Genomic DNA, 20,648 nt, shown 5'->3' on the forward strand with positions numbered 1-20,648 from the left:
ACAGCGAGAGGAGGTGCAGCGAAGCAAACCGTAGGCGCTGCGCCCGGATCGATCCCGCAGCGAAGGAACCCCGAGCCCTAGCGAGCGGGCCGCACGTAGGAGCAAGCCTTTTTGGTTACTTTTTCGGCGCCTGGAAAAAGTGACCCGCCGTAAGGGCGGAACCCTAATCAGCAACACCCGCAGCAACGGATATCCCCCCAAAACCCCAAGAGCATGGCCGGCCCAAAGGCCGCCAAGCCCAAAGCGTCAAAGCCGAAAATGCCCAACCATCCCGCGCAACTCACCCCCCAACTGCGCCAGCTCAACACTTGAAGCCGCATTCCCGCGCATCGCGATCGACGACTGATCCGCACTCGCACGAATACTCGTCACACTGCGATTGATCTCCTCCGCCACCGAACTCTGCTCCTCCGCAGCCGCCGCAATCTGCTGATTCATCTGCTGAATCAACGATACCGCCGCCGCAATACTCCCCAGCGCACTCTCGGTCTGCAAAGCATCACTCACCGCCAGCTTCACCAACTCCCCGCTGCTCTGAATCTGCTGCACCGAGGAATCCGCCGCCGAGCGCAAAGCGCTGACCAGCCGTTCAATTTCCTCAGTCGATTGTTGCGTGCGCCGAGCCAGTGCGCGCACCTCATCGGCCACCACCGCAAAGCCCCTGCCCTGCTCCCCGGCCCGTGCCGCCTCGATCGCGGCATTCAGCGCCAATAGATTGGTCTGTTCGGCGACACTTTTGATCACCCCCAGCACCGTCCCGATATTCTGGATTTCCGCACTGAGACTTTCGATGCTGGAACTGGCTGACGTCGCCGAATCAGCCAACTGCTCGATGCGCGCCATGCTCTGGCGCACTACCTGCTGCCCACTCTCGACCTTGTCATCCGCCGTCTGCGCGGCCAGCGCCGCCTCTTCGGCATTGCGCGCAACGTCATGCACGGTAGCGGTCATCTGGTTCATCGCCGTGGCGACCTGCTCGGTTTCTTCCTTTTGGCTGCTGACCTCAAGGTTGGTCTGCTCGGTGACCGCCGACAACGATTGCGCCGAACTGGCCAGTTGCTCGATCCCCGCCTGCAAACCACTGACGATGGTGCTCAGACCCGCGCCCATCTGTTGCATCGCCAGCATCAACTGACCGATCTCGTCGCGCCGGGTCACTTCCACCGTTGCACTCAAGTCGCCGGCAGCAATCTGCTGCGCGACCTGAATCACGCTGCGCAATGGCGCGACGATCAGTCGAGTGATCAGCCACGCAGCCAGCAATCCGACCAACAGCGCCAGCGCCGATGAACCAATGATCAGCAGCGAGTTTTTCGTCAGTTCCGCCTGCATCGCGCCGTCTTCAGCGACATAAGCCTGATTCACCCGCTCGACCACTTGGTCGGCACGCTGGTGCAATTGTTCGTAGACGGTTTTTTCCTGCGCGAGCAACCCGGTGTACTCAGCCAGCTTGTCGTTGAAACCGGCAATGTGCCCGGAGACTTCATTGAGCACGGTCAGATAACCCTCGTCCTTGACCGTGGCTTTCAGTTCTTCTGCCTGCGTCTGGGCCTGTGCGGCCTGTTCGATATTGCCCTTGCCGGCACTGTCGGCATCGCCCTTGCGGCTTTGATCGAGGCGAATCCGCGCTTCGTTCATCGCTTGCAGCATCAATCGCGAAACCTGACTGACCTGACTGGCCTGCTCGATGAACTGGGCCCCATCCTTACCCTCGGTGTCCTTCAAGGTATAGGCACCATCATCGGCTAGCCCTGCCTGCAATACATCAAGGTTGTTGGCCACACTGGACACCGACCAACTGGCCATTTCCAGCGCGAGGTCCTTGGCCTGAGTCAACGAGACAAACTCATCAAACGCCTTGCGATAGGCGCCCAGCGACTGCTGCACATCATTCATGACCGGCACATTCGCCGCCGACTGCGCCTTGAGCTGATCAGCCAGAGCAACCAGTTCGTCGACGCCCTTACGCAGGGCATCGGCCGTCTTCGAATTGCCCCGCAAGGCATATTCCTGCTCGAGCAGGCGCACCTTGAGCAGGCCACTGTTGAGCGAGGACATCTGTTTCAGCCCGTCGAAACGCTGACTGATGGTTTGCAGGGACCAAACGCCGATGGCCGCCACCAGCGCGGTGAGGAGCAAAACCAGCACAAACCCGATACCCAGTTTTTTTGCCATACCGAGGTTGGCAAAACGTCCTTGCATGGCCGAAATCATTGCGCGTAGTCCCCTGCCATTGTCAGTAGAGCGAAGAGTCGCAACGGCCATCCACCGGCACAAGTCTCTGGCGTCGGAATAATGGCAAAAAGCTACGCCCGCGTCGTTTTCAGAACGCTTGAGGTCGATCCGAACCGGTGTGGCGAAAAAACTGCCGGGCGCGTGGATCACACGCGTAGGCGACGTTGATGCGCAGCCAGTCGCTCGACTCGCCGCTGGGGCTGAATGCATCAGACGCTGACAGCAACACACCGCAGCGTTGAGCCTGCCAGCGCACCCGAATCTGATCGGCCATACGCGAGCGCGCCCAGATGAACAAGCCACCCGCAGGCTTGCCGAAAACCTCCCAATCGGCGTCCTCCAGCGCCTGCAGTGCGGCCGCGCGATCGGCATTCAGGCGTTGACGCTGACGCTGCACCAGTTTGCGGTAAGCGCCACTGACCATCAGACTGGCCAGCACTGCCTCGGTGAACCTCGACGCACCCAAGCCGCTGATCATCTTGACCTGCGCCAGGCGCCTGACCATGTCGCTGTCGGCGCAAACGAACCCGACCCGCAAGGAACTGCTCAGCGTCTTGGAAAAACTGCCCACGTAGATAACTCGGCTCTCATCGTCCAGCGCCGCCAGTCGTGTACCGTTACCGGTATGCAAGTCTGCGTAGACATCGTCTTCGATCAAGCGCAAATCGTAGGTCTTGCTCAGTTGCAGGATGCGTTGCGCCACACTCGGCGACAGGCAACTTCCGGTGGGGTTGTGATGATGGCTGTTGATGAATAACGCGACAGGCCGAAACTGTTGCAGCAACGCCTCCAGCGCTTCGATATCCGGCCCGTTCGGGGTTCGACTCACCTCTAGCATACGCACGCCATGCAGACGCAGCAGATCAAACAGCGGCGCGTACCCCGGTGTTTCGACCACCACGCAGTCTCCGGCCTTGAACAAGGTGCGCACGATCAGATCCAGCGCATGGCTGGCACCGCCGGTACTCAGCAACTGCGAGCTGCGGGCCTCGATACTGAACAGCTTCAGACGTTTGACGATCTGCTCGCGCAACGCTGGAAGCCCCAGGGGTGTGCTGTAGTTGAACAGGCTGGCCATGTCGGTGCGCGCCACCTCGCGCAGCGCATAGCTGAGATCGTCAGGCTCGCGCCAGCTTTGCGGCAGACCACCGGCCCCCAGTTTCAAGCCGCCTGCGGCCTCGCAGACTGCATCGCACCAGGCAAACCGGCCCTCGAATGGCGCCAGTTCATCCTCTGCACCCAGCATCGCTGGCGCGGCAGCGACAATGAACCCGGTGCCTTGGCATGAACTCAAAACACCCTGCGATACCAGCCGTTCACACGCCTCGACCACACACGACTGGCTGAGCAGATTGCCTCGAGCAATTTGCCGAACCGAAGGCAAACGGGTAGCTGGCGGCACACCACTTTGCAGGATCCACTCCGTCAGTCCGTCAACAATCTGCTGCACGACCGGCACCATTGCCTGTCGATCAATTCTCAATTCCATGAGCAAGCAAACTCCTGTCCGTTTTGCTGGCGGCAGTAAATCACAGCCGCGCCGGACAGGCTGTGCGACAACGCCGCCAAAAGCGACCGTTCTAACGGTTTGATACACATTGTTTAAGGGGCTTCACGGAACTGAGCGTGATCCATAAAAAAGCCCGCAACGAATGCGGGCTGTTTTTCTTGCGCGTTTTCAGAACGCGGTGACGCCGCCGTCCACTGCCAGCGAGTGGCCGGTGGTGAATGCCGCACCGTCGCTGCACAGGTACAACACAGCGCTGGCGATCTCCTCCACTTTGCCGATGCGCCCGACCGGGTGCATGGCATTGGCGAACTCGCCCTTCTTCGGATCGGCCTCATAGGCACGGCGGAACATGTCGGTATCGATCACCGCCGGGCACACTGCGTTGACGCGGATTTTCTTCTTGGCGTATTCGATGGCCGCCGATTTGGTCAAGCCAATCACCGCGTGCTTCGACGCTGCGTAGATGCTCATCTTCGGCGCCGCGCCCAGTCCCGCGACCGAGGCGGTGTTGACGATCGCCCCGCCGCCCTGCGCCAGCAACAGCGGCAGTTGGTACTTCATGCACAGCCAGACACCTTTTACGTTGACGCCCATGATTGCGTCGAACTCATCCATCGAGCCGTCGGCCAGTTTGCCTTTTTCGATTTCGATGCCGGCATTGTTGAAGGCGTAGTCGAGACGGCCGTAGGTGTTGATGACCTCGTCCATCAGATTCTTCACTTCGCTTTCGACGGTCACGTTGCAGCGCACGAAGGTCGCTTCGCCGCCGGCTGTACGAATCAGCGCCACCGTGCCCTCGCCCCCCGCCGCGTCCAGATCGGCGACCACCACTTTCAGGCCTTCGGCGGCGAACGCCTGCGCAGTCGCGCGGCCGATGCCGTTGGCCGCGCCAGTGACTACGGCAACTTGACCGGAAAACGTCATGCTCATTGTTGTGTCCTCGGAGGGATAGATGCAGGGGATTTGCAGCATAGCCATTGAGGTATGAGGAGCGTCAGCACTATCCAATGGCTGTTTATGTGCCCATGCGTCGCAGTGATAAAACCGTCCCGGTGATCATCACTGCACTGGATCGGCGTGCATTCGCCGCATCAGCCAACCTTGCGCCAATGCTGTCGAGGGTCTATCAACAAAGCTTCATTCCGTTCGAGTGCCTGCCATGACCAACCAGACCAATCGCCAGTTCCTGCTCGCTAAACGCCCGGTGGGTGCGGCTACCCGCGAGACCTTCACCTATCAGGAAGTACCGGTCGGCGAACCGGTGGCGGGCCAGATTCTGGTCAAGAACGAATACCTGTCTCTCGACCCGGCCATGCGTGGCTGGATGAACGAAGGCAAGTCCTACATCCCCCCGGTCGGTATCGGCGAAGTCATGCGCGCGCTGGGCGTAGGCAAAGTCATCGCCTCGAACAATCCTGGGTTTGCCGTCGGCGACTACGTCAACGGCGCCATTGGCGTGCAGGATTATTTCCTCGGCGAGCCGCGAGGTTTCTACAAGGTCGATCCGAAACTCGCACCGCTGCCGGTGTATTTGTCAGCGCTGGGCATGACCGGCATGACCGCCTACTTCGCCCTGCTCGATGTCGGCGCACCGAAGGCTGGCGACACCGTGGTGTTGTCCGGCGCTGCGGGTGCAGTGGGCAGCATTGCCGGGCAGATCGCCAAGATCAAAGGTTGCCGTGTGGTTGGCATTGCCGGCGGCGCCGACAAGTGCAAATTCCTCATCGACGAATTGGGCTTTGACGGTGCCATCGACTACAAGTCCGAAGATGTCGTAGCGGGGCTTAAACGCGAATGCCCGAAAGGTGTGGACGTGTATTTCGACAACGTCGGCGGTGACATTCTTGACGCCGTGCTCAGCCGTCTGAACATGAAGGCGCGCGTGGTGATCTGCGGCGCGATCAGCCAGTACAACAACAAGGAAGCGGTCAAGGGGCCAGCCAACTACCTGTCGCTGCTGGTCAATCGTGCGCGCATGGAAGGTTTTGTGGTGATGGACTATGCCGCGCAATACGCCAGCGCCGCGCAGGAAATGGCCGGGTGGATGGCCAAGGGGCAGCTCAAGAGCAAGGAAGATATCGTCGAAGGCCTGCAGACCTTTCCGGAAACGCTGATGAAATTGTTCAGCGGCGAGAACTTTGGCAAGTTGGTGCTGAAAATCTAAAATCACCACAAAACAAATGTAGGAGTGAGCCTGCTCGCGATAGCGGTGTGTCAGTCAACATTAACGTTGTTTGACACACCGCTATCGCGAGCAGGCTCACTCCTACAGGGTTTTGCGGTGCCTGATCAGGCGATTTCGGCTACAACCGACGCCAGCGCCTTGGCCGGATCCGCCGCCTGGCTGATCGGACGGCCAATCACCAGATAATCGGAACCGGCATCCAGCGCCTGACGCGGAGTCAGAATGCGGCGCTGATCGTCCTGCGCGCTGCCGGCCGGACGAATCCCCGGGGTCACCAGTTGCAGCGACGGATGCGCGGTTTTCAGTGCCGTGGCTTCCAGCGCCGAGCACACCAGACCGTCCATGCCAGCCTTTTCGGCCAGCGCGGCCAGACGCAGCACTTGCTCTTGCGGCTCGATATCCAGACCGATACCGGCGAGGTCTTCACGCTCCATGCTGGTCAGCACGGTCACGCCGATCAGCAACGGTTGCGGGCCGCTGCGCTTGTCCAGCTCTTCACGGCAAGCGGCCATCATGCGCATCCCGCCGGAGCAGTGCACGTTGACCATCCACACACCCATCTCGGCAGCGGCTTTCACGGCCATTGCGGTGGTGTTGGGAATGTCGTGAAATTTCAGGTCGAGGAATACTTCAAAACCCTTGTCACGCAGGGTGCCGACGATTTCGGCGGCGCAACTGGTGAACAGTTCCTTGCCCACTTTGACCCGGCACAGCTTCGGGTCCAACTGGTCGGCCAGCTTCAGTGCGGCGTCACGGGTGGGGAAATCCAGGGCGACGATGATAGGAGTCTGGCAGGCGGACATGAATGGGCTCTCAGGCAGGTCGAAATCGGCGCGCATTGTAGCGGAACCGGCAGCGGCGCGGCACCCGATGATCGGTAAATCGTCGCGCCGACCGTGATCAGCATAGCGCTCGCTGCTATTGTGTCGACTCCGATACACAACCGACACGCCAGCAACAAGCACCCGCGCTAGCCTCGCCAGCCGCAACACGTCCTTACATCAGCACTTCCCGCCTCACGGCCGGACGCCTATGCTGAAACCACAACCTCGCAGCCCATCTTTTGTGGTTGGCGGCCTACCTGGCAGACGAACAGCCTCATGCACAACACCCAAATGACCGCGACGGATGAGCCTAAAGACGATAAGCGCTGGAGCATTCGTGCGCTGATCGTCGACGATGATGTGCCGATCCGCGAGCTGATGATTGACTACCTCGCGCGCTTCAATATCCACGCCAGCGGCGTCACCGACGGTGCGGCAATGCGTCAGGCGCTGCTGGCCGAGCATTTCGACGTTGTCGTGCTGGATCTGATGCTGCCCGGCGAAGACGGCTTGTCGCTATGTCGCTGGCTGCGCGCCGAATCGGACATACCGATCCTGATGCTCACCGCCCGCTGCGAACCGACCGACCGCATCATCGGCCTGGAACTGGGCGCTGATGACTACATGGCCAAACCGTTCGAACCGCGCGAACTGGTCGCGCGCATTCAAACGATTCTGCGTCGGGTGCGCGATGACCGTACCGAACAACGGGCCAACATTCGTTTCGACAACTGGCGCCTGAATAGCGTGCTGCGTCAGTTGATCGCCGACGATGGCTTGGTGGTGCCGCTGTCCAACGCCGAATTCCGCCTGTTGTGGGTGTTTATCGAACGCCCGCGCCGGGTGCTCAGCCGCGAGCAATTGCTCGACGCGGCCCGTGGTCGTTCGATCGAAGCGTTCGACCGCAGCATCGATTTGCTGGTGTCGCGTCTGCGCCAGAAACTCGGCGATGATCCGAAAGCCCCGCAGTTGATCAAAACCGTACGCGGTGAGGGTTACCTGTTCGATGCGCGGGACATCGGCTGATGCGGGCGCGCTTCGACACGCTGTTCGGTCGCCTGTTTGGCGTGCTGTTCGTGGCGATCGTCCTCGCGCATCTGCTGGCTTTCACCTGGTTCCATCTCTACGGCCCGCCCCCGCCTCCGCCACCTCCTGAGTTCTCCCAGGGCGCCGACGGCCAACCGATGGCGCAGGACCCGCGCTACCCGCCACGGCCACCGCGTCCATGGTTCGGTGGGCCGGTGGTGCCGCTGACTTTTCAGTTCATCACGCTGATGATCGCGGCGTGGTACGGCGCCAAACTGCTCAGTCGCCCGATTCAGCGCCTGAGCGACGCCGCCGAACGCCTCAGCGAAGACCTCGACAGCCCGCCGCTCGACGAGTCCGGCCCACGCGAAGCACGACAAGCGGCGCACACCTTCAACCTGATGCAACGGCGCATTCGCGAACAGGTGCAGCAGCGGGCGCGGATGCTCGGTGCCGTGTCCCACGATCTGCGCACACCGTTGTCACGCCTGAAACTGCGCCTGGAAAACATCAGCGATGAAAAGCTGCAAGGCCAGATGCGTCAGGATCTGGACGACATGATCGGCATGCTCGACGCCACCCTCACCTACCTGCACGAACAGCGCACCAGTGAAGCGTTGCAATTGATGGATGTGCAGGCGCTGGTCGAATCGCTGTGCGAAAACGCTCAGGATCAAGGCGCCGACGTACAGGTCAGCGGCCACTGCACACCGTTGCCGGTACAGCCGATGGCACTGCGTTCGTGCATCAATAACCTCATGGACAATGCCCTGCGTTATGCCGGCCAGGCACGCATCGAATTGCACGATCAGCGCGAGCAACTGCTGATACGCGTGATCGACCACGGCCCGGGTATTGCCGAGGACAAGCGTGAAGCGGTGTTTGAGCCCTTCTATCGACTGGAAGGCTCGCGCAATCGCAACTCTGGCGGTGTGGGGCTGGGGATGACCATCGCTCGCGAGGCAGCGCTGCGTCTGGGTGGCCAACTCAACCTAGAAGAAACCCCCGGCGGCGGCCTCACTGCCGTCATTCGCCTGCCCCGCCCCTGAGAAACACACAATCCACTGTGGGAGCGAGCTTGCTCGCGAAAGCGCCGGCTGATTCAAGATCGAAGTTGACTGTACCGACCTCTTCGCGAGCAAGCTCGCTCCCACAGGGTTTTATGGTGTTTATTCAGTCTGTGTACCAACCGGTACAAACCCCACATACCCCCGACAACTTTCGCCCTGACGCTGCATAAGCCGGTACACCCACCGGTTTTCCATTCCAGGGAGTGAGTCCGATGATCGGTAGCGTCAGCAACTACACGAGCTATACCAGCACCAGCAGCACCTCTACGCAAAACGCCCGCAGCCAGCAATTGCAAAAAGAACTCTTCGCCAAACTCGACAGCAACGGCGACGGCGCGGTGGACCAGGACGAACTGAAAAGCGCTCTGTCGCAGAAGTCCGACGACGGCCTGCTGGTCAACCTGAGCAAACAATTCGGCGATCTGGACAGCGACGACAGCGGCAGCCTCAGCGCCGAAGAAATGACCGCCATGGCGCCGCCTCCGCCACCGCCACACGATCAAGCACCAGACACCGACCTCGCCGACGCCCTGATCAGCGCCCTCGACAGCGATGGCGACGGCGCCATCAGCAGCGACGAACTGAGCAGCGGCCTGACCAGCGCCGGCAGCACCGCCGACAGCAACGAACTCTTCTCCGCCCTCGACAAGAACAAGGACGGCAGCGTCAGCCAGGACGAACTCACTGCCAGCCTGACCCCGCCACCTCCACCACCACAAATCAACAGCGACGAACTGTTCAGCCAACTCGACGCCGATGGCGACGGCAGCGTGACCGCGACAGAACTGAGCAGCGCATTGCAAACCAGCAACAACAGCACCGAAACGACCAGCGCCGACACCAGCGCCGCGCTGCTCAAGGTGCTCGATAGCGACAGCAGTGGCGGCGTGAGCAGTGATGAGCTGAAAGCGGCGTTACAGGCGGGCCGTGAACGACCTGACGAAGAACAGACCGCTTCGACACAGAGCACTACTGAAGCGCTGAACCGCATGATTGCCAATTTGAGCAAGCAGTATTCGCTCGATAGTGCAGCGCCGGTGGGCAAGTATTTGAATGTGGCGACTTGAGTCGACGACATTATTTGCCGCGGAAAATCAAAAGCCCCTCACCCTAGCCCTCTCCCCGAGGGAGAGGGAACTGATCGAGGTGTTTGGGAGAGCTGCACCGACGTGAAATACCGAGTCGAACTCAGATTCTGAAACAGATCAAAAGCCCCTCACCCTAACTCTCTTCCAGAGGGAGAGGGGACTGACCGAGTTGTTTGCGAGAGCTACACCGACGTGCGCTACCGCGTTGAACTCAGATTTTGAAAAGCCCGAAAATCGGCTCCCTCTCCCTCGGGAGAGGGCTGGGCGGGCGGCGTTCCGGTGAGGGGCAAATCCACCACAAATCCAAAGCCGACGACGCCCCGCTCTTCACCACTCAACAGGATGAGCGTTAGCTCCTGCAGCTCTTGATCTGTAGGGCGACGTCGGAAGGCTGAGTGGAGGGATTGATCCGGGCGTGGGAGCGCAGCGACCGTTTGGCGAAGCCAAACACAGCGAGAGGAGGTGCAGCGAAGCAAACCGTAGGCGCTGCGCCCGGATCGATCCCGGAGCGAAGGGACCCCGAGCCCCAGCGAGCGGGCCGTACGTAGGAGCAAGCCTTTTGGGTTACCTTTTCGGCGTTTGGAAAAGGTGACCCGCCGTAAGGGCGGAACCCTAAGCCGCCGTTACCGCAGCAACGGATATTCACCCAAAACCCAAAACCACTAGCGCCGCTCCTCAACCCGCCCCTGACTCTTACTCCAATCCGTCAACAAACTATAAGCAACCGCCAACAACGTAGGCCCGATAAACAACCCGATAAACCCAAACGCAATCAACCCGCCAAACACCCCAAGCAACACAATCACCAACGGCAAATTCCCCCCGCGACTGATCAGATACGGCTTGAGCACGTTGTCCACGCCACTGATGATGAACGTCCCCCAGATCCCGAGAAACACCGCCATCCCATACTCACCCTTCCACGCCAGCCAGGCCGTCGCCGGCACCCACACCAACGGCGGCCCCATCGGAATCAGACTCAACAGGAAGGTAACGATCCCGAGCACCAACGCCCCCGGCACCCCGGCAATCAAAAACCCGATCAACGCCAGAACCGCCTGCGCCGCCGCGGTGCCGATCACCCCGTTGACCACGCGCTGCACCGTACCAGCCACCAACTCGATGTAATACCCGGCACGATCACCAATCAAGCGCTCCAGCAGACTGTGCACAAACGCCGCCAGCCGAGGCCCGTCACGATAGAAAAAGAACACAAAGACAATGCTCAACGTCAGCTCGAGAATCCCGCCGCCGATCTGCGCACTGCGCGCCAGCAGCCAGTTACCGACCTGCCCCAGATAAGGTTTGATCGACACCATCAGCGCGGCGCCCTGCTGATCGATGCTGTTCCACAGCCCGACCAACCGCTCCCCCACAAACGGCACAGTCCCCAGCCACACCGGTGCCTCCGGAAGACCATCGACCTGCACATCCTTGATAAACGCCGTGGCATCACGCACATGATCCCCTACGTTGAACCCCAGCCAGACCAGCGGCGCGGCCACCAGCAACATCCAGCCCAGCGTCAGAATACCCGCAGCCAGCGACTCACGGCCATTGAGCCAACGGGTCAGCAGGCGCATCAGCGGCCAACTGGCAAACGCCAGCACCGCGCCCCAGAACAGCGCCGACCAGAACGGCGCCATCACCCACAGGCTGGCGCCAAACAACACCAGCAACAGGATCTGCACCAGCAGGCGATCGTTATTGAGCATGTGAGGTCTCGAAAAGGTCAGTCAGGCAAAGAGTAGGCGAACACGCCGCGCGTGCTCGCCTGAAACAGCTTAACGCAACAGATCGATGCGCAGGCCAGAGCCTTCGACACTGCCGGTTTCCATGCGTGCCGCACGCACGCCCTGATTTATCAGCGCCTGGCGCCAGGCTTCGGCCTTGGGCCCGGACACCGTCACGCGCAACGTCGTGTCGAGGTTAAGACCACGGGAAATCAGGCGTAGCCAGGTGTCATCAGGCTCATTCACCCGATCAGGAAAATCCAGCTCACCGGTGCTTTTCAGTTGACGCAACAGGGTCGCCGAGGTCGGCAGCAGTTCACCCAGCGGTGCAACCGCCTCGAACTGTTCGACATGCAGATAGGCTTTGCGATTGCCGCGAGTGATGCTGTATAGCGCCACCAACGTGTTGTCACGTGGTGCCGCCAGCCTCAACAGCAGGTAGGCCTGCTGCTCGTCAGCACCATACAGTTTGGAATTACCAAACACCTCGTTGGCCCACAGGCTGCTTTCGCCGCAATCACGGGCCTGACACCAGAACAGCAATTCGGCGTCCTGTTTTTGCAGGGCTTCGCGAGCAGCGGTGAAGGCTTCGGTGGCGGAGTGTTCGGGCGGCAATTCGTAGGTCACCGAAGTGGTCTGGCCACGGGCGGTGACCTGGCCGTCGAAGCGCAGTTGCCCGCTGATCTTGCGGATCGAGCCCAGCGGATAGATCCGCTCCAGTTCAACCGGAGGGCGATAGTCGACGATCTGTGCATCGGCCAGACGCGGCACGATCTGCAGATCCTGACTGCCCGGCACATCGGCGGCGAATGAAACGGTACTGAAACAGCACAGTGCCAACAGACTGAGTGACCGCATAGTCAGGCTCATCGGATCGGCATGACTGAGTAATTCGAGGTCGCAGCGGTGTAAAAATCCATCGTGGTTGTCTCCCATTTCAACCCGACCAGCCTCGACAGTTGCCCGCAGCAAGTCAAGGAATGGCGAAGAACCGATTGAAACAGTCTGCGACAAGGTCGGCCCCGGCCTCATCGTTCAGATGCAAATGGTGCCCGCCCGCCAACTGTTCCCGGCTAAAGGGTAGACGTTCCAGGAGCTCGGGATGTTTGGCCAGCATGCCCTCAGCCGCGACCACCAAGTGCGCCGGGCAACTGACTCGAAGCGCGAACGCCATTGCTTGTTCCTGAGTCAGGCGCAGCGGCGATGGCAAGGTCAGGCGATTGTCGGTGCGCCAAGTGTAACCACCGGGCACCGGCATCAGCCCGCGCTGAGCCAGCAATTCAGCGGCCTCACGGCTGACTGCGACCAGACCTTTCATGCGCGCTTCGATAGCGCGGTCGAGGGTGTTGTAGACCGGTTTGCGTTTCTCGCGCAGATCCAGTTGCGCTTGCAGGGCCATGCCCATACGTTCGGCGGCGTTTTCGCCTTTGTCTGTAGGAGGAATCACGCCGTCAATCAGCGCCAGATGGCTGATGCGATCCGGCAACGAACCCGCCAACACCATCGAGACAATGGCGCCCATCGAATGCCCGAGTAGGCCGAACCGTTTCCAGCCCAGTTGCTCGGCGACTTGCAGCACGTCATGGGCGTAGTCCCACAGCGCATAGCCGGCGCCGTTCGGCCGATGCCCGGAATGCCCGTGCCCGGCCATGTCCAGGGCAATGATGCGCAAACCTTTGAGCCTGGGTGCCAGACGGGCAAAGCTGTTGGCATTGTCGAGCCAGCCATGCAGCGCAATCACCGGCACACCGTCCTCGGGCCCGAACAAATGCGCGGCCAACTCGATATGCGGCAGGCTCAGGCGCACTTCTTCAAAGGTCGGGCTCATGCACAATCCTCGTCCTGACGGTTTTCCCAGCGGGTAAACAGCGTCTTCAACAGCCGTGCGGTGTCCTGCGGCCGTTCGAGTGGAAACATGTGGCCACCGGGCATGCTCAACGCCTCGCCCTGGGCCAGACGCGAAATGAAACGGGTGTGATGGCGCATGACCACACGACTCTTGTGCCCGCGCACCACCGCCAGCGGCACCTGTAATTGACCGGTACGACCAGGACTGGTGTGCGGCACGCCGCGATAGATGCTGATCTCGGTGGCCGGATCAAAGCGCAGGCGCAGTTTGTCGCCGACCTGGTGCAAACCGTGTTGCAGGTAGGCATCGAAGCATTCCGGATCGAAACCACGGAACAGTGTTTTGCCGGCGAAATAGCTACGTGCGCTGTCGAGATCGGCGAACTCTTCACGCCGGCCAAGGGTACGGCCAGCCGGGGTCAGCTTGTCGATGAAGCCAAAACGCTTGGCCGCGCGGATCACCCACTGATCGGTGCGAGTCAGCACCGGTGAATCGAGCATCACCACGCCACGATACAGCTCAGGGCAACGCAGCGCCGCGTGCAAATGCAGGACGCCGCCGAAGGAATGGCCAACGCCCCACACCGGTTGATCCTGCTGCTGCAAATGGTGGATCAACTCGTCGACGAGGTTGTACCAGTTGTCGTCCGCCGGATAGCGCGGGTCATGGGCGTGCTGCTCCAGATGCGCAACCCGGTACTCGGGCGCCAGCGCCGCGAACAACTTGCCATAGGTGCCCGAGGGAAACCCGTTGGCGTGGGCGAAAAAGATCGGTTGCGACATGCGGGCAAATCCATGAGCGGGAAACGTGGCGTTGATTGTCCGTAAGACCGCGCCTTGGAGCAATGACCGTAACTGCCAGGAATGATGACAGTCGCGCCACGGCTATACCTGATCCACCGCCATGAAAGTGTGGGTTGTCAACTGTCAGTTCTGTCAGTTGACAGTTGTCGCGCGCGGCCCGATAAGAAACTCATCCTCATTGACCCGATTGCTGACCCCATGACGCACGCTCATACACCTGCCATCCAGGCGTTCGACCCGCGCGGGCTGGTTCTGCGACATGTGAGTTACCACCGTCGCGACAGCATCTCGGCGCCTGAGGGTTACATTACTCAACAGGTTCATGATGAAGCCGGTCGTACGGTGCTCCATCGCGACCCCAGACTCTTCCTCGAGGACATGCCTGCCAACCAACGCAATGTATTCAGTCTGTCGAGCGCCGTGCTCCTGAGCGAAAACACTGACGCCGGCTGGCGCTTGCGCCTCAACGCAGAAGACGGCATTCACCTTGAAGGCTGGGATCAGAAGCGCAACCACAGCCGTACCCGCCATGACGCCCTGCGGCGTCCGAGCGCTACGTACGAGCAATCAGAGGGTGAACCTGAGTACTGCACCGAACGTTTTACTTACTTCGAAGGCACAGGGGAAGACGGCCATAACCGTTGCGGCCGATTGATTCGGCATGACGATACGGCAGGCACCCTGCTTTTCTCTGACCTCACAATGAGCGGCCAACCTCTGCAACTGAGCCGTACTTTCAACGCTGAACCCCGCTGGACCGTGGACTGGCCGGAGCTGGAAGCCGATCGCGATGTATTTCTGGAGCCCGGTCCCGCCACTACCCGATTCGGCTACAACGCCATGAGTGAATTGATTGCCCAGATTGACGCAGTGGGCAACCGGCAAACGCTCCTGCAAGATCGGGCAGGCCAATTGAAAGCCACCCTTTTGAAACTGGCCAGCGACACCGACAGCCAGCCACTGGTCAACGACATCCGCTACAACGCCTCCGGCCATCTGGAGCATCAGCGAGCAGGCAATGGTGTAGAGTCCAGCGTGACGTTCAGTATTGATGACGGGCGCCTGCAGCACCTGCTGACTCGCACTCCCAATGGGCCGATCCTGCAGGATCTGAGCTACGAATATGACGCGGTCGGCAATATCACCTGCATCAGCGATCGTGCGGGTGCGGCCACCCATCACCGCAACCAGCGTACCGAAGCGATCTGCCGCTACCGTTACGACAGCCTCTCGCGCTTGATCGAAGCCAGTGGCCGGCAGATTCGCAATGCACCCGGCGGGCCACAGTTGCCGGAATTCATTTCTCCGGTCGATCCGCAACAACTGGAAAATTACACGCGTACCTACACCTATGATCCCGCCGGCAACATGCTGCTGATGGAACACCGTGCGGCCAGTGGCAACCGCACCGAGCGCACGGTTGTCGCCAGTTCGAGCAATCGCAGCCTGCCGGAGAAACCCGACGGCCAGCTCCCCGGCGAAAAAGACATCGCTGCCGCTTATGATGCCAATGGCAACCGCGTGGCTCTCCATGACGGGCAAGCTTTGCAGTGGGATCTACGCAACAGATTGAAGCAAGTCGATCATGTGCTCCGGGAAGATGAGCCGGATGACATCGACTATCACGTGTATGCCGCTAATGGTCAGCGCCAGCGAAAAGTCCACGGGGCTTACACAGGGACGTTGCAACGACTCAGTGAAACCCGTTACCTGCCGGGACTGGAAATCCGCACCGACCCGCAACAGACGGTTCACGTCATCACCATCAAGGCCGGCCGTGCGACCGTACAGGTGCTGCATTTCGAAACAGAACCACCGCTCGATATGCCCCGGCTTCAGCAGCGTTATAACTTCACCGATCACTTGAATTCCAGCGCAGTGGAACTGGATGCCCAGGCACAGATCATCTCGCAGGAAAGCTACTACCCCTACGGCGGCACCTGCTGGTGGGCAGGACGCAGTCAGGTCGAGGCGAGCTACAAAACGCTGCGCTATTCGGGAAAGGAACGGGATGCCAGCGGATTGTATTATTACGGTTTCCGTTACTACGCGCCGTGGCTTCAGCGTTGGCTCAATGCAGACCCGCTTGGCGTGCAGGACGGGCTCAATCTGTTCGCCATGGTTCACGGCAACCCGATCGGACACGTGGATTTTCAGGGGCTGATCACCGTCAGAGAGGGAACCGGCGCGGCGTTAGCCACCTTTGCCCGTGATGGGTTGAGTGCCCTGGCGGGAGGCACCGTTCGATACTTTGCCGCGCAGGGCATGCAGCAATGGGCATCAGACAACCCCGACTCGGCGCCCGACCCCGGGGTCAACCTGGGATTGACCATCGCCGGCACCTTGGCCGGCGCGCTCGTCGGCGGCGCCATGGGCGTCGGGGCAGGCAGCCGGATTGCCAACAGTCGCAATCAGAGCCGCACGGTACAGACCCTCATGGCGGGTGTCTTTGGCCTTGCGGGCGCCGCAGCAGGAGCGGCGGCCCCGCTGTATGCGTATCTGGCCGACCGGGAAGCGCTGAACCTCACCGCCATCGGTATTCTTGCGAGCATGCCGGGGAACCTGACGAGAGAAGCCGGCCAACGCACGCTCGCCAACATCGGCGCCAGTGTCACACTTGCCCCGTCAGGCACCACAGCGGTGTTACGAGCTGTGCCTTATGCGGCGCTGCTTTTCGCAGGCGGCGCCGGCAGAACAGAGATGGCAGCCGGCGCTGGAGTCGCTGCCAGCGCAGTCGTAGAGGGCCTGAACGGTATGTCCATCACGGCGATCCATTCATTGCGAGGTGGTGCATACCGTCTCCCGGAACAACATCAGCTGTCGATGCCGAACGGGGTGGAATTGCTATACGGCGCAACGACGCGCACCGCCGGAGCAATGGTGACCGCCTCGCTGACATCACTCGCCGCGCCGTTGACAAATGCTATCGACGATCCAGTACGGACAGGTGTCGTCGCCAGTTTCAGTGCGCACACCGAGGCCCGGACTTACTTGGGTCAACACGTGCAGCGCGGCGCTTTCGAACTGTACAGGGCCAATGACGCAGACTTCACCCTCGACCAGTTCACGGCCGAAAACAGCCTCTGGAGGAGTTCAACACCTGACAGCTATCATCCCGAGATGCGCAGCGAGATTGATCTGCCCATGAGAGTACTGGGGCGGTGAAATAGCACCTGATTTATTGCGAAGGTGGCGTCTGCCCCAGCGGCACCACCGCCATGGTCAGCCGCGACACGCAACTGGCCTTGCCTTCATCACTGGTCAAACGGATATCCCACACATGCGTGGTGCGACCAATGTGAATCGGCTTGGCCACCGCCGTCACCCGGCCACTGCGCAAGCCGCGCAAATGGTTGGCGTTGATTTCAAGTCCTACGCAGTAGAACTTGCTGGCATCGATGCACAGGTAACTGGCCATCGAACCAACGGTTTCCGCCAGCACCACCGAGGCGCCGCCATGCAGCAAACCGTAGGGCTGGTGGGTGCGATGGTCGATGACCATGCTCGCGGTCAGCGATTCTTCGTCGAAAGCTTCGAAGCGGATGTCGAGTACTTCTCCGATGGTGTTCTTCTGGATTGCGTTCAACTGCTCGATGTTCGGAGTGGTTCGCCACAAGCTCATCGCTGACTTCCTTTGTTGTTTTATTGGTCGCTCAATCCTGCCACAGCACCGCCTCGCTGCGCTCGCTCCATTCTTCAAAACGGGCGCCATAGGTGTCTTCGATGACATTGCGCTTGATCTTCAAGGTCGGCGTGAGAAAGCCGTTTTCCACCGCCCAGCTGTCCTTGACCACCACCAGACGGCGCAGGCGTTCGTGCTTATCGAGTACGGCGTTGACCTCTTCGAGAAGTTTTTCCAGGCTCGAATGCAGACTCGCTCGCCCCTCCTCCTGATTGACCGTCGACAGCACACACAACCCGAGCGGTGCGCTCAAGCCGTCACCGACCACGCAGACCTGTTCGATGCGTGAATGCACTGCCAAACGGTTCTCGATCGGCGCCGGGGCGACGTATTTGCCCTTGCTGGTCTTGAATATCTCCTTGAGTCGGCCAGTCAGGCGCAGGCGCCCTTCGGCATCCTGCTCGCCCTTGTCGCCGGTGCGCAGAAAGCCATCCTCGGTCAGGGTCTCGGCGGTCTTCTGCGGCTCCTTGAAATAGCCGAGCATGTTCGCCTGACTGCGCACCTGCACCTCGCCCGACTCATCGATGCGCACCTCGACGTCCGGGCACGGCTTGCCGATCCAGCCTTGTTTGTATTGCCCCGGCAGACAGATGTGCGAGTAGCCACAACCCTCGGTCATGCCATAGACCTCAAGCACGTCGAGACCAAGCCTCTGATACCAGGCGAGCAATGTCTGCGGGACCGGCGCGGCGCCAGAAAGCGCTACGCGCAAAGCATCCAGCCCCAGCCCCGCCAGCACTTTGTGCCCGACCCGTTTGCCAATAAAAGGCAGGCCGAGGAGAAAATCCAGACGCTTCGCCGGGATCTTGCTGTACACGCCCATCTGGAATTTGGTCCAGATGCGCGGCACGCCGAACATCGCGGTCGGCCGCGCTCGCTTCAGATCGGTTATGAAGGTGTCGAGGCTCTCGGCAAAGAAAACCGTCTGCCCGGTATAGATCGAGGCCAACTCGACGAACATTCGCTCGGCAACGTGACACAGCGGCAAGTACGACAGCAGCCGGTCGTTCTCGTTGAGACCGAACAGTTGTGTGCCACGCGTCGTGGCGAAGCCGAGATTGGCGAAACTGTGCATGACACCTTTGGGCAGGCCGGTGGTGCCGGAGGTATAAATGATGGTTGCCAGTTGCTCGGCGGCCGGGCGCGGATCGTCCTGAATCGGTGAGCTGCGCTGCAAGTCTGCCCAGCCGAAATCGAAATCCCCGGGCGGGTGCAATGGCAGGCTGATGGTCGGCAGATCCGCCGGCACGCCGTTGGACATGCCCGGCCAGTCGTCGAGCTTGCCGATAAAGGCCAGGACGCTTTCCGAGTGATTGAGCACTTGCGCGACGGAGTCGGCGGTGAGGTTGGGATACAGCGGCACAGAGACGTGCCCGGCCATCCAGATCGCCAGGTCGGCGATGATCCAGTGCGCGCAGTTTTTCGAGATCAGGGCGATGTGGCTGCCTTGCGGCAACTCGCGGGCGCGCAACCAGTGCGCAGCGCAGCGAGCCTGATGGCCGACGTCAGCCCAGCTCAGCGTTTCGATCTGACCGCCGCCGCTGGGCTGCACGAGGAAGCGCTGGCGTGGGTGCCGGGCTTCACGTTCGTAAAACACGTCCAGCGGCAAACGGAAGGCGGCAGACATGCGACTCGCTCCTGTTTTTTGGGTCTGGAGCAAGCGTAGTCAACCAAGCAAGTGCTTGGTTGGAAAATTCAAACAAATAATTTCATGGGTTGGCAGAAACCAATGTGGGAGCGAGCTTGCTCGCGAATGCAGTGTGTCAGACACATAAAGAGTGAATGACACGCCGCTTTCGCGAGCAAGCTCGCTCCCACAAGGGATCAGCGTTACGGATGTTTGAGGCTGTTGAGGGTCATCGAGCCGATCAGCAACTCAGGGCTTTCCAGCTCAGCCAGGCCGGCAGTACTGACCTTCTCCGGCGGATGCCCGGCGCCATGCTGCAAATAGCTCAGCAGATTGCCCACCAACGGATTGTGGCTGACCAAAAGCACATTGCTCACCGACACCAGTTGATCGGTGACCTTGTCCGGATCAACTTCCGGTGTCAGCCACTCGACCGTGCGGATTTCCGGCTCGAAACCCAGCGCTTCGCGAACAATCTGCGCGGTCTGTTGCGCACGCAGATAAGGGCTGGCGTAGATCGCCGTCAGCGGCTGGCCGATCAACCGGGCGGCGCTGCTCAAGGCTTCTTTGCGACCGAGCTCGGTCAGTTCCCGTTCGGAGTCGGGGCACGAGCCGTAAGGCACGGCTTCACCGTGACGCAATACCCAGAGTTTCATAGCTTGGGTTCCTCATCCCGGACCGGATGCGGTGCGGGGGCGACGGCGTGCGGCGCTTCACCTTCCGGGGTACGCGGCGTTGGCCAGTCGGCGAACGGCCACGGTTTCTGGTCGCTATGGAAACTGCCGAAGCGGCCGATCTGCGCCAGAAACTGGCTCAGGCTATCGCCGAAGTTCATCAGGCTGGCGCTCGGGGCGCCATAGATCAAACGATAGATCAGTTGCACCAGCACCACCGCGCCGAGGATGAACTGCGCCACTTGCCAGACCAGCACGTAAACGATCATCCACAACACGCGCAGGAGGATGGATTCGTACTTGGCTTCGGTTTTCGGATCGTTCATGGCTTGCTACTCCCGG

Annotated in this window: 18 protein-coding genes and 1 pseudogene; 6 read left to right on the forward strand and 13 right to left on the reverse strand. The window is 60.6% G+C overall.

From position 1 onward, the window contains the following. Nucleotides 1–246 precede the first annotated feature (246 nt). The 4 genes and pseudogenes from FGA82_RS32990 to FGA82_RS27705 all read right to left on the reverse strand — a co-directional run bounded on the left by FGA82_RS32990 (nt 247) and on the right by FGA82_RS27705 (nt 4,675). Nucleotides 247–1,128, reverse strand: coding sequence for a methyl-accepting chemotaxis protein (locus FGA82_RS32990; RefSeq protein WP_432767192.1), 882 nt, complete (start codon nt 1,126–1,128; stop codon nt 247–249). Then, nucleotides 1,108–2,265, reverse strand: a pseudogene (locus FGA82_RS32995) (HAMP domain-containing protein); the annotation flags it as partial. The pseudogene FGA82_RS32995 and the gene FGA82_RS32990, both read right to left, overlap by 21 nt. A gap of 58 nt (nt 2,266–2,323) precedes the next feature. Continuing rightward, nucleotides 2,324–3,724, reverse strand: a complete 1,401-nt coding sequence (locus FGA82_RS27700; RefSeq protein ID WP_141129560.1) for a PLP-dependent aminotransferase family protein — start codon at nt 3,722–3,724, stop codon at nt 2,324–2,326. 189 nt (nt 3,725–3,913) lie between these two features. Beyond that, nucleotides 3,914–4,675 (reverse strand): SDR family oxidoreductase, encoded by a 762-nt coding sequence (locus tag FGA82_RS27705; RefSeq protein ID WP_016983635.1) that lies wholly within the window; start codon nt 4,673–4,675, stop codon nt 3,914–3,916. A 77-nt stretch (nt 4,676–4,752) separates the two neighbouring features. Here FGA82_RS27705 and FGA82_RS32225 point away from each other — a divergent pair, with 77 nt between their 5' ends. Both FGA82_RS32225 and FGA82_RS27710 read left to right on the forward strand, forming a co-directional pair. Then, the gene (locus FGA82_RS32225; RefSeq protein ID WP_212760555.1) at nt 4,753–4,908 is read left to right on the forward strand and encodes a hypothetical protein; all 156 of its coding nucleotides are present in this window, start codon (nt 4,753–4,755) and stop codon (nt 4,906–4,908) included. Further along, nucleotides 4,905–5,909, forward strand: coding sequence for an NADP-dependent oxidoreductase (locus FGA82_RS27710; RefSeq protein ID WP_141129561.1), 1,005 nt, complete (start codon nt 4,905–4,907; stop codon nt 5,907–5,909). The genes FGA82_RS32225 and FGA82_RS27710 overlap by 4 nt, the downstream gene beginning before the upstream one ends. 125 nt (nt 5,910–6,034) lie before the next feature. Here the strand turns inward: FGA82_RS27710 and pyrF are convergent, their stop codons facing one another. Continuing rightward, entirely contained in the window at nt 6,035–6,733 is a 699-nt protein-coding gene (gene pyrF / locus FGA82_RS27715) for an orotidine-5'-phosphate decarboxylase (RefSeq protein WP_161986598.1), read from the reverse strand. A gap of 297 nt (nt 6,734–7,030) precedes the next feature. Between pyrF and FGA82_RS27720 the strand changes: the two genes are divergently transcribed. From FGA82_RS27720 to xopAW, 3 genes are all read left to right on the forward strand, one after another. After that, nucleotides 7,031–7,780 carry a response regulator gene (locus FGA82_RS27720; RefSeq protein WP_016983639.1) on the forward strand — a complete coding sequence of 250 codons (750 nt, stop codon included), beginning with the start codon at nt 7,031–7,033 and terminating at the stop codon, nt 7,778–7,780. Further along, on the forward strand, nt 7,780–8,829 hold the full coding sequence (locus FGA82_RS27725; RefSeq protein WP_141129562.1) for an ATP-binding protein: 1,050 nt from the start codon (nt 7,780–7,782) through the stop codon (nt 8,827–8,829). Before FGA82_RS27720 ends, FGA82_RS27725 begins: the two co-directional genes overlap by 1 nt. A 233-nt stretch (nt 8,830–9,062) precedes the next feature. Further along, nucleotides 9,063–9,917, forward strand: coding sequence for a XopAW family type III secretion system calcium-binding effector (gene xopAW, locus FGA82_RS27735; protein ID WP_141129563.1), 855 nt, complete (start codon nt 9,063–9,065; stop codon nt 9,915–9,917). Nucleotides 9,918–10,600: 683 nt separating this feature from the next. Here the strand turns inward: xopAW and FGA82_RS27740 are convergent. From FGA82_RS27740 to FGA82_RS27755, 4 genes are all read right to left on the reverse strand, one after another. Further along, on the reverse strand, nt 10,601–11,653 hold the full coding sequence (locus FGA82_RS27740) for an AI-2E family transporter (protein WP_034155825.1): 1,053 nt from the start codon (nt 11,651–11,653) through the stop codon (nt 10,601–10,603). 69 nt (nt 11,654–11,722) lie between these two features. After that, entirely contained in the window at nt 11,723–12,529 is an 807-nt protein-coding gene (locus FGA82_RS27745; protein WP_141129564.1) for a DUF4892 domain-containing protein, read from the reverse strand. A gap of 115 nt (nt 12,530–12,644) precedes the next feature. Next, nucleotides 12,645–13,499, reverse strand: coding sequence for an alpha/beta hydrolase (locus FGA82_RS27750; RefSeq protein ID WP_141129565.1), 855 nt, complete (start codon nt 13,497–13,499; stop codon nt 12,645–12,647). Further along, nucleotides 13,496–14,302, reverse strand: a complete 807-nt coding sequence (locus FGA82_RS27755; protein ID WP_141129566.1) for an alpha/beta fold hydrolase — start codon at nt 14,300–14,302, stop codon at nt 13,496–13,498. The genes FGA82_RS27750 and FGA82_RS27755 overlap by 4 nt, the downstream gene beginning before the upstream one ends. Nucleotides 14,303–14,521: 219 nt before the next feature. Here FGA82_RS27755 and FGA82_RS27760 point away from each other — a divergent pair, with 219 nt between their 5' ends. Continuing rightward, the gene (locus FGA82_RS27760; RefSeq protein WP_141129567.1) at nt 14,522–17,488 is read left to right on the forward strand and encodes an RHS repeat-associated core domain-containing protein; all 2,967 of its coding nucleotides are present in this window, start codon (nt 14,522–14,524) and stop codon (nt 17,486–17,488) included. A gap of 13 nt (nt 17,489–17,501) precedes the next feature. Here the strand turns inward: FGA82_RS27760 and FGA82_RS27765 are convergent, their stop codons facing one another. The 4 genes from FGA82_RS27765 to FGA82_RS27780 form a co-directional block, all read right to left on the reverse strand. Then, on the reverse strand, nt 17,502–17,945 hold the full coding sequence (locus FGA82_RS27765) for a hotdog fold thioesterase (RefSeq protein WP_141129568.1): 444 nt from the start codon (nt 17,943–17,945) through the stop codon (nt 17,502–17,504). A 31-nt stretch (nt 17,946–17,976) separates the two neighbouring features. After that, on the reverse strand, nt 17,977–19,632 hold the full coding sequence (locus tag FGA82_RS27770; RefSeq protein ID WP_141129569.1) for an AMP-binding protein: 1,656 nt from the start codon (nt 19,630–19,632) through the stop codon (nt 17,977–17,979). 203 nt (nt 19,633–19,835) lie between these two features. Further along, nucleotides 19,836–20,288: a phosphohistidine phosphatase SixA gene (sixA, locus tag FGA82_RS27775; RefSeq protein WP_141129570.1), complete on the reverse strand. Its 453-nt coding sequence runs from the start codon at nt 20,286–20,288 to the stop codon at nt 19,836–19,838. After that, the gene (locus tag FGA82_RS27780; RefSeq protein ID WP_008087808.1) at nt 20,285–20,632 is read right to left on the reverse strand and encodes a DUF4389 domain-containing protein; all 348 of its coding nucleotides are present in this window, start codon (nt 20,630–20,632) and stop codon (nt 20,285–20,287) included. The genes sixA and FGA82_RS27780 overlap by 4 nt, the downstream gene beginning before the upstream one ends. Between the last annotated feature and the right edge of the window lie 16 nt (nt 20,633–20,648).

The organism is Pseudomonas fluorescens, from assembly GCF_005938625.1.
GTDB lineage: Bacteria > Pseudomonadota > Gammaproteobacteria > Pseudomonadales > Pseudomonadaceae > Aquipseudomonas > Aquipseudomonas fluorescens_BD.

Coding starts and splice junctions, on each gene's coding strand:
- FGA82_RS27700 (WP_141129560.1), bottom strand. CDS start 3,724: ATGGAATTGAGAATTGATCGACAGGCAATGGTGCCGGTCGTGCAGCAG.
- FGA82_RS27765 (WP_141129568.1), bottom strand. CDS start 17,945: ATGAGCTTGTGGCGAACCACTCCGAACATCGAGCAGTTGAACGCAATC.
- FGA82_RS27710 (WP_141129561.1), top strand. CDS start 4,905: ATGACCAACCAGACCAATCGCCAGTTCCTGCTCGCTAAACGCCCGGTG.
- FGA82_RS27740 (WP_034155825.1), bottom strand. CDS start 11,653: ATGCTCAATAACGATCGCCTGCTGGTGCAGATCCTGTTGCTGGTGTTG.
- xopAW (WP_141129563.1), top strand. CDS start 9,063: ATGATCGGTAGCGTCAGCAACTACACGAGCTATACCAGCACCAGCAGC.
- FGA82_RS27780 (WP_008087808.1), bottom strand. CDS start 20,632: ATGAACGATCCGAAAACCGAAGCCAAGTACGAATCCATCCTCCTGCGC.
- FGA82_RS27725 (WP_141129562.1), top strand. CDS start 7,780: ATGCGGGCGCGCTTCGACACGCTGTTCGGTCGCCTGTTTGGCGTGCTG.
- pyrF (WP_161986598.1), bottom strand. CDS start 6,733: ATGTCCGCCTGCCAGACTCCTATCATCGTCGCCCTGGATTTCCCCACC.
- FGA82_RS27760 (WP_141129567.1), top strand. CDS start 14,522: ATGACGCACGCTCATACACCTGCCATCCAGGCGTTCGACCCGCGCGGG.
- FGA82_RS27745 (WP_141129564.1), bottom strand. CDS start 12,529: ATGCGGTCACTCAGTCTGTTGGCACTGTGCTGTTTCAGTACCGTTTCA.
- FGA82_RS27705 (WP_016983635.1), bottom strand. CDS start 4,675: ATGAGCATGACGTTTTCCGGTCAAGTTGCCGTAGTCACTGGCGCGGCC.
- FGA82_RS32225 (WP_212760555.1), top strand. CDS start 4,753: ATGGCTGTTTATGTGCCCATGCGTCGCAGTGATAAAACCGTCCCGGTG.
- FGA82_RS27755 (WP_141129566.1), bottom strand. CDS start 14,302: ATGTCGCAACCGATCTTTTTCGCCCACGCCAACGGGTTTCCCTCGGGC.
- sixA (WP_141129570.1), bottom strand. CDS start 20,288: ATGAAACTCTGGGTATTGCGTCACGGTGAAGCCGTGCCTTACGGCTCG.
- FGA82_RS32990 (WP_432767192.1), bottom strand. CDS start 1,128: ATGCTGGCGATGCAACAGATGGGCGCGGGTCTGAGCACCATCGTCAGT.
- FGA82_RS27750 (WP_141129565.1), bottom strand. CDS start 13,499: ATGAGCCCGACCTTTGAAGAAGTGCGCCTGAGCCTGCCGCATATCGAG.
- FGA82_RS27770 (WP_141129569.1), bottom strand. CDS start 19,632: ATGTCTGCCGCCTTCCGTTTGCCGCTGGACGTGTTTTACGAACGTGAA.
- FGA82_RS27720 (WP_016983639.1), top strand. CDS start 7,031: ATGCACAACACCCAAATGACCGCGACGGATGAGCCTAAAGACGATAAG.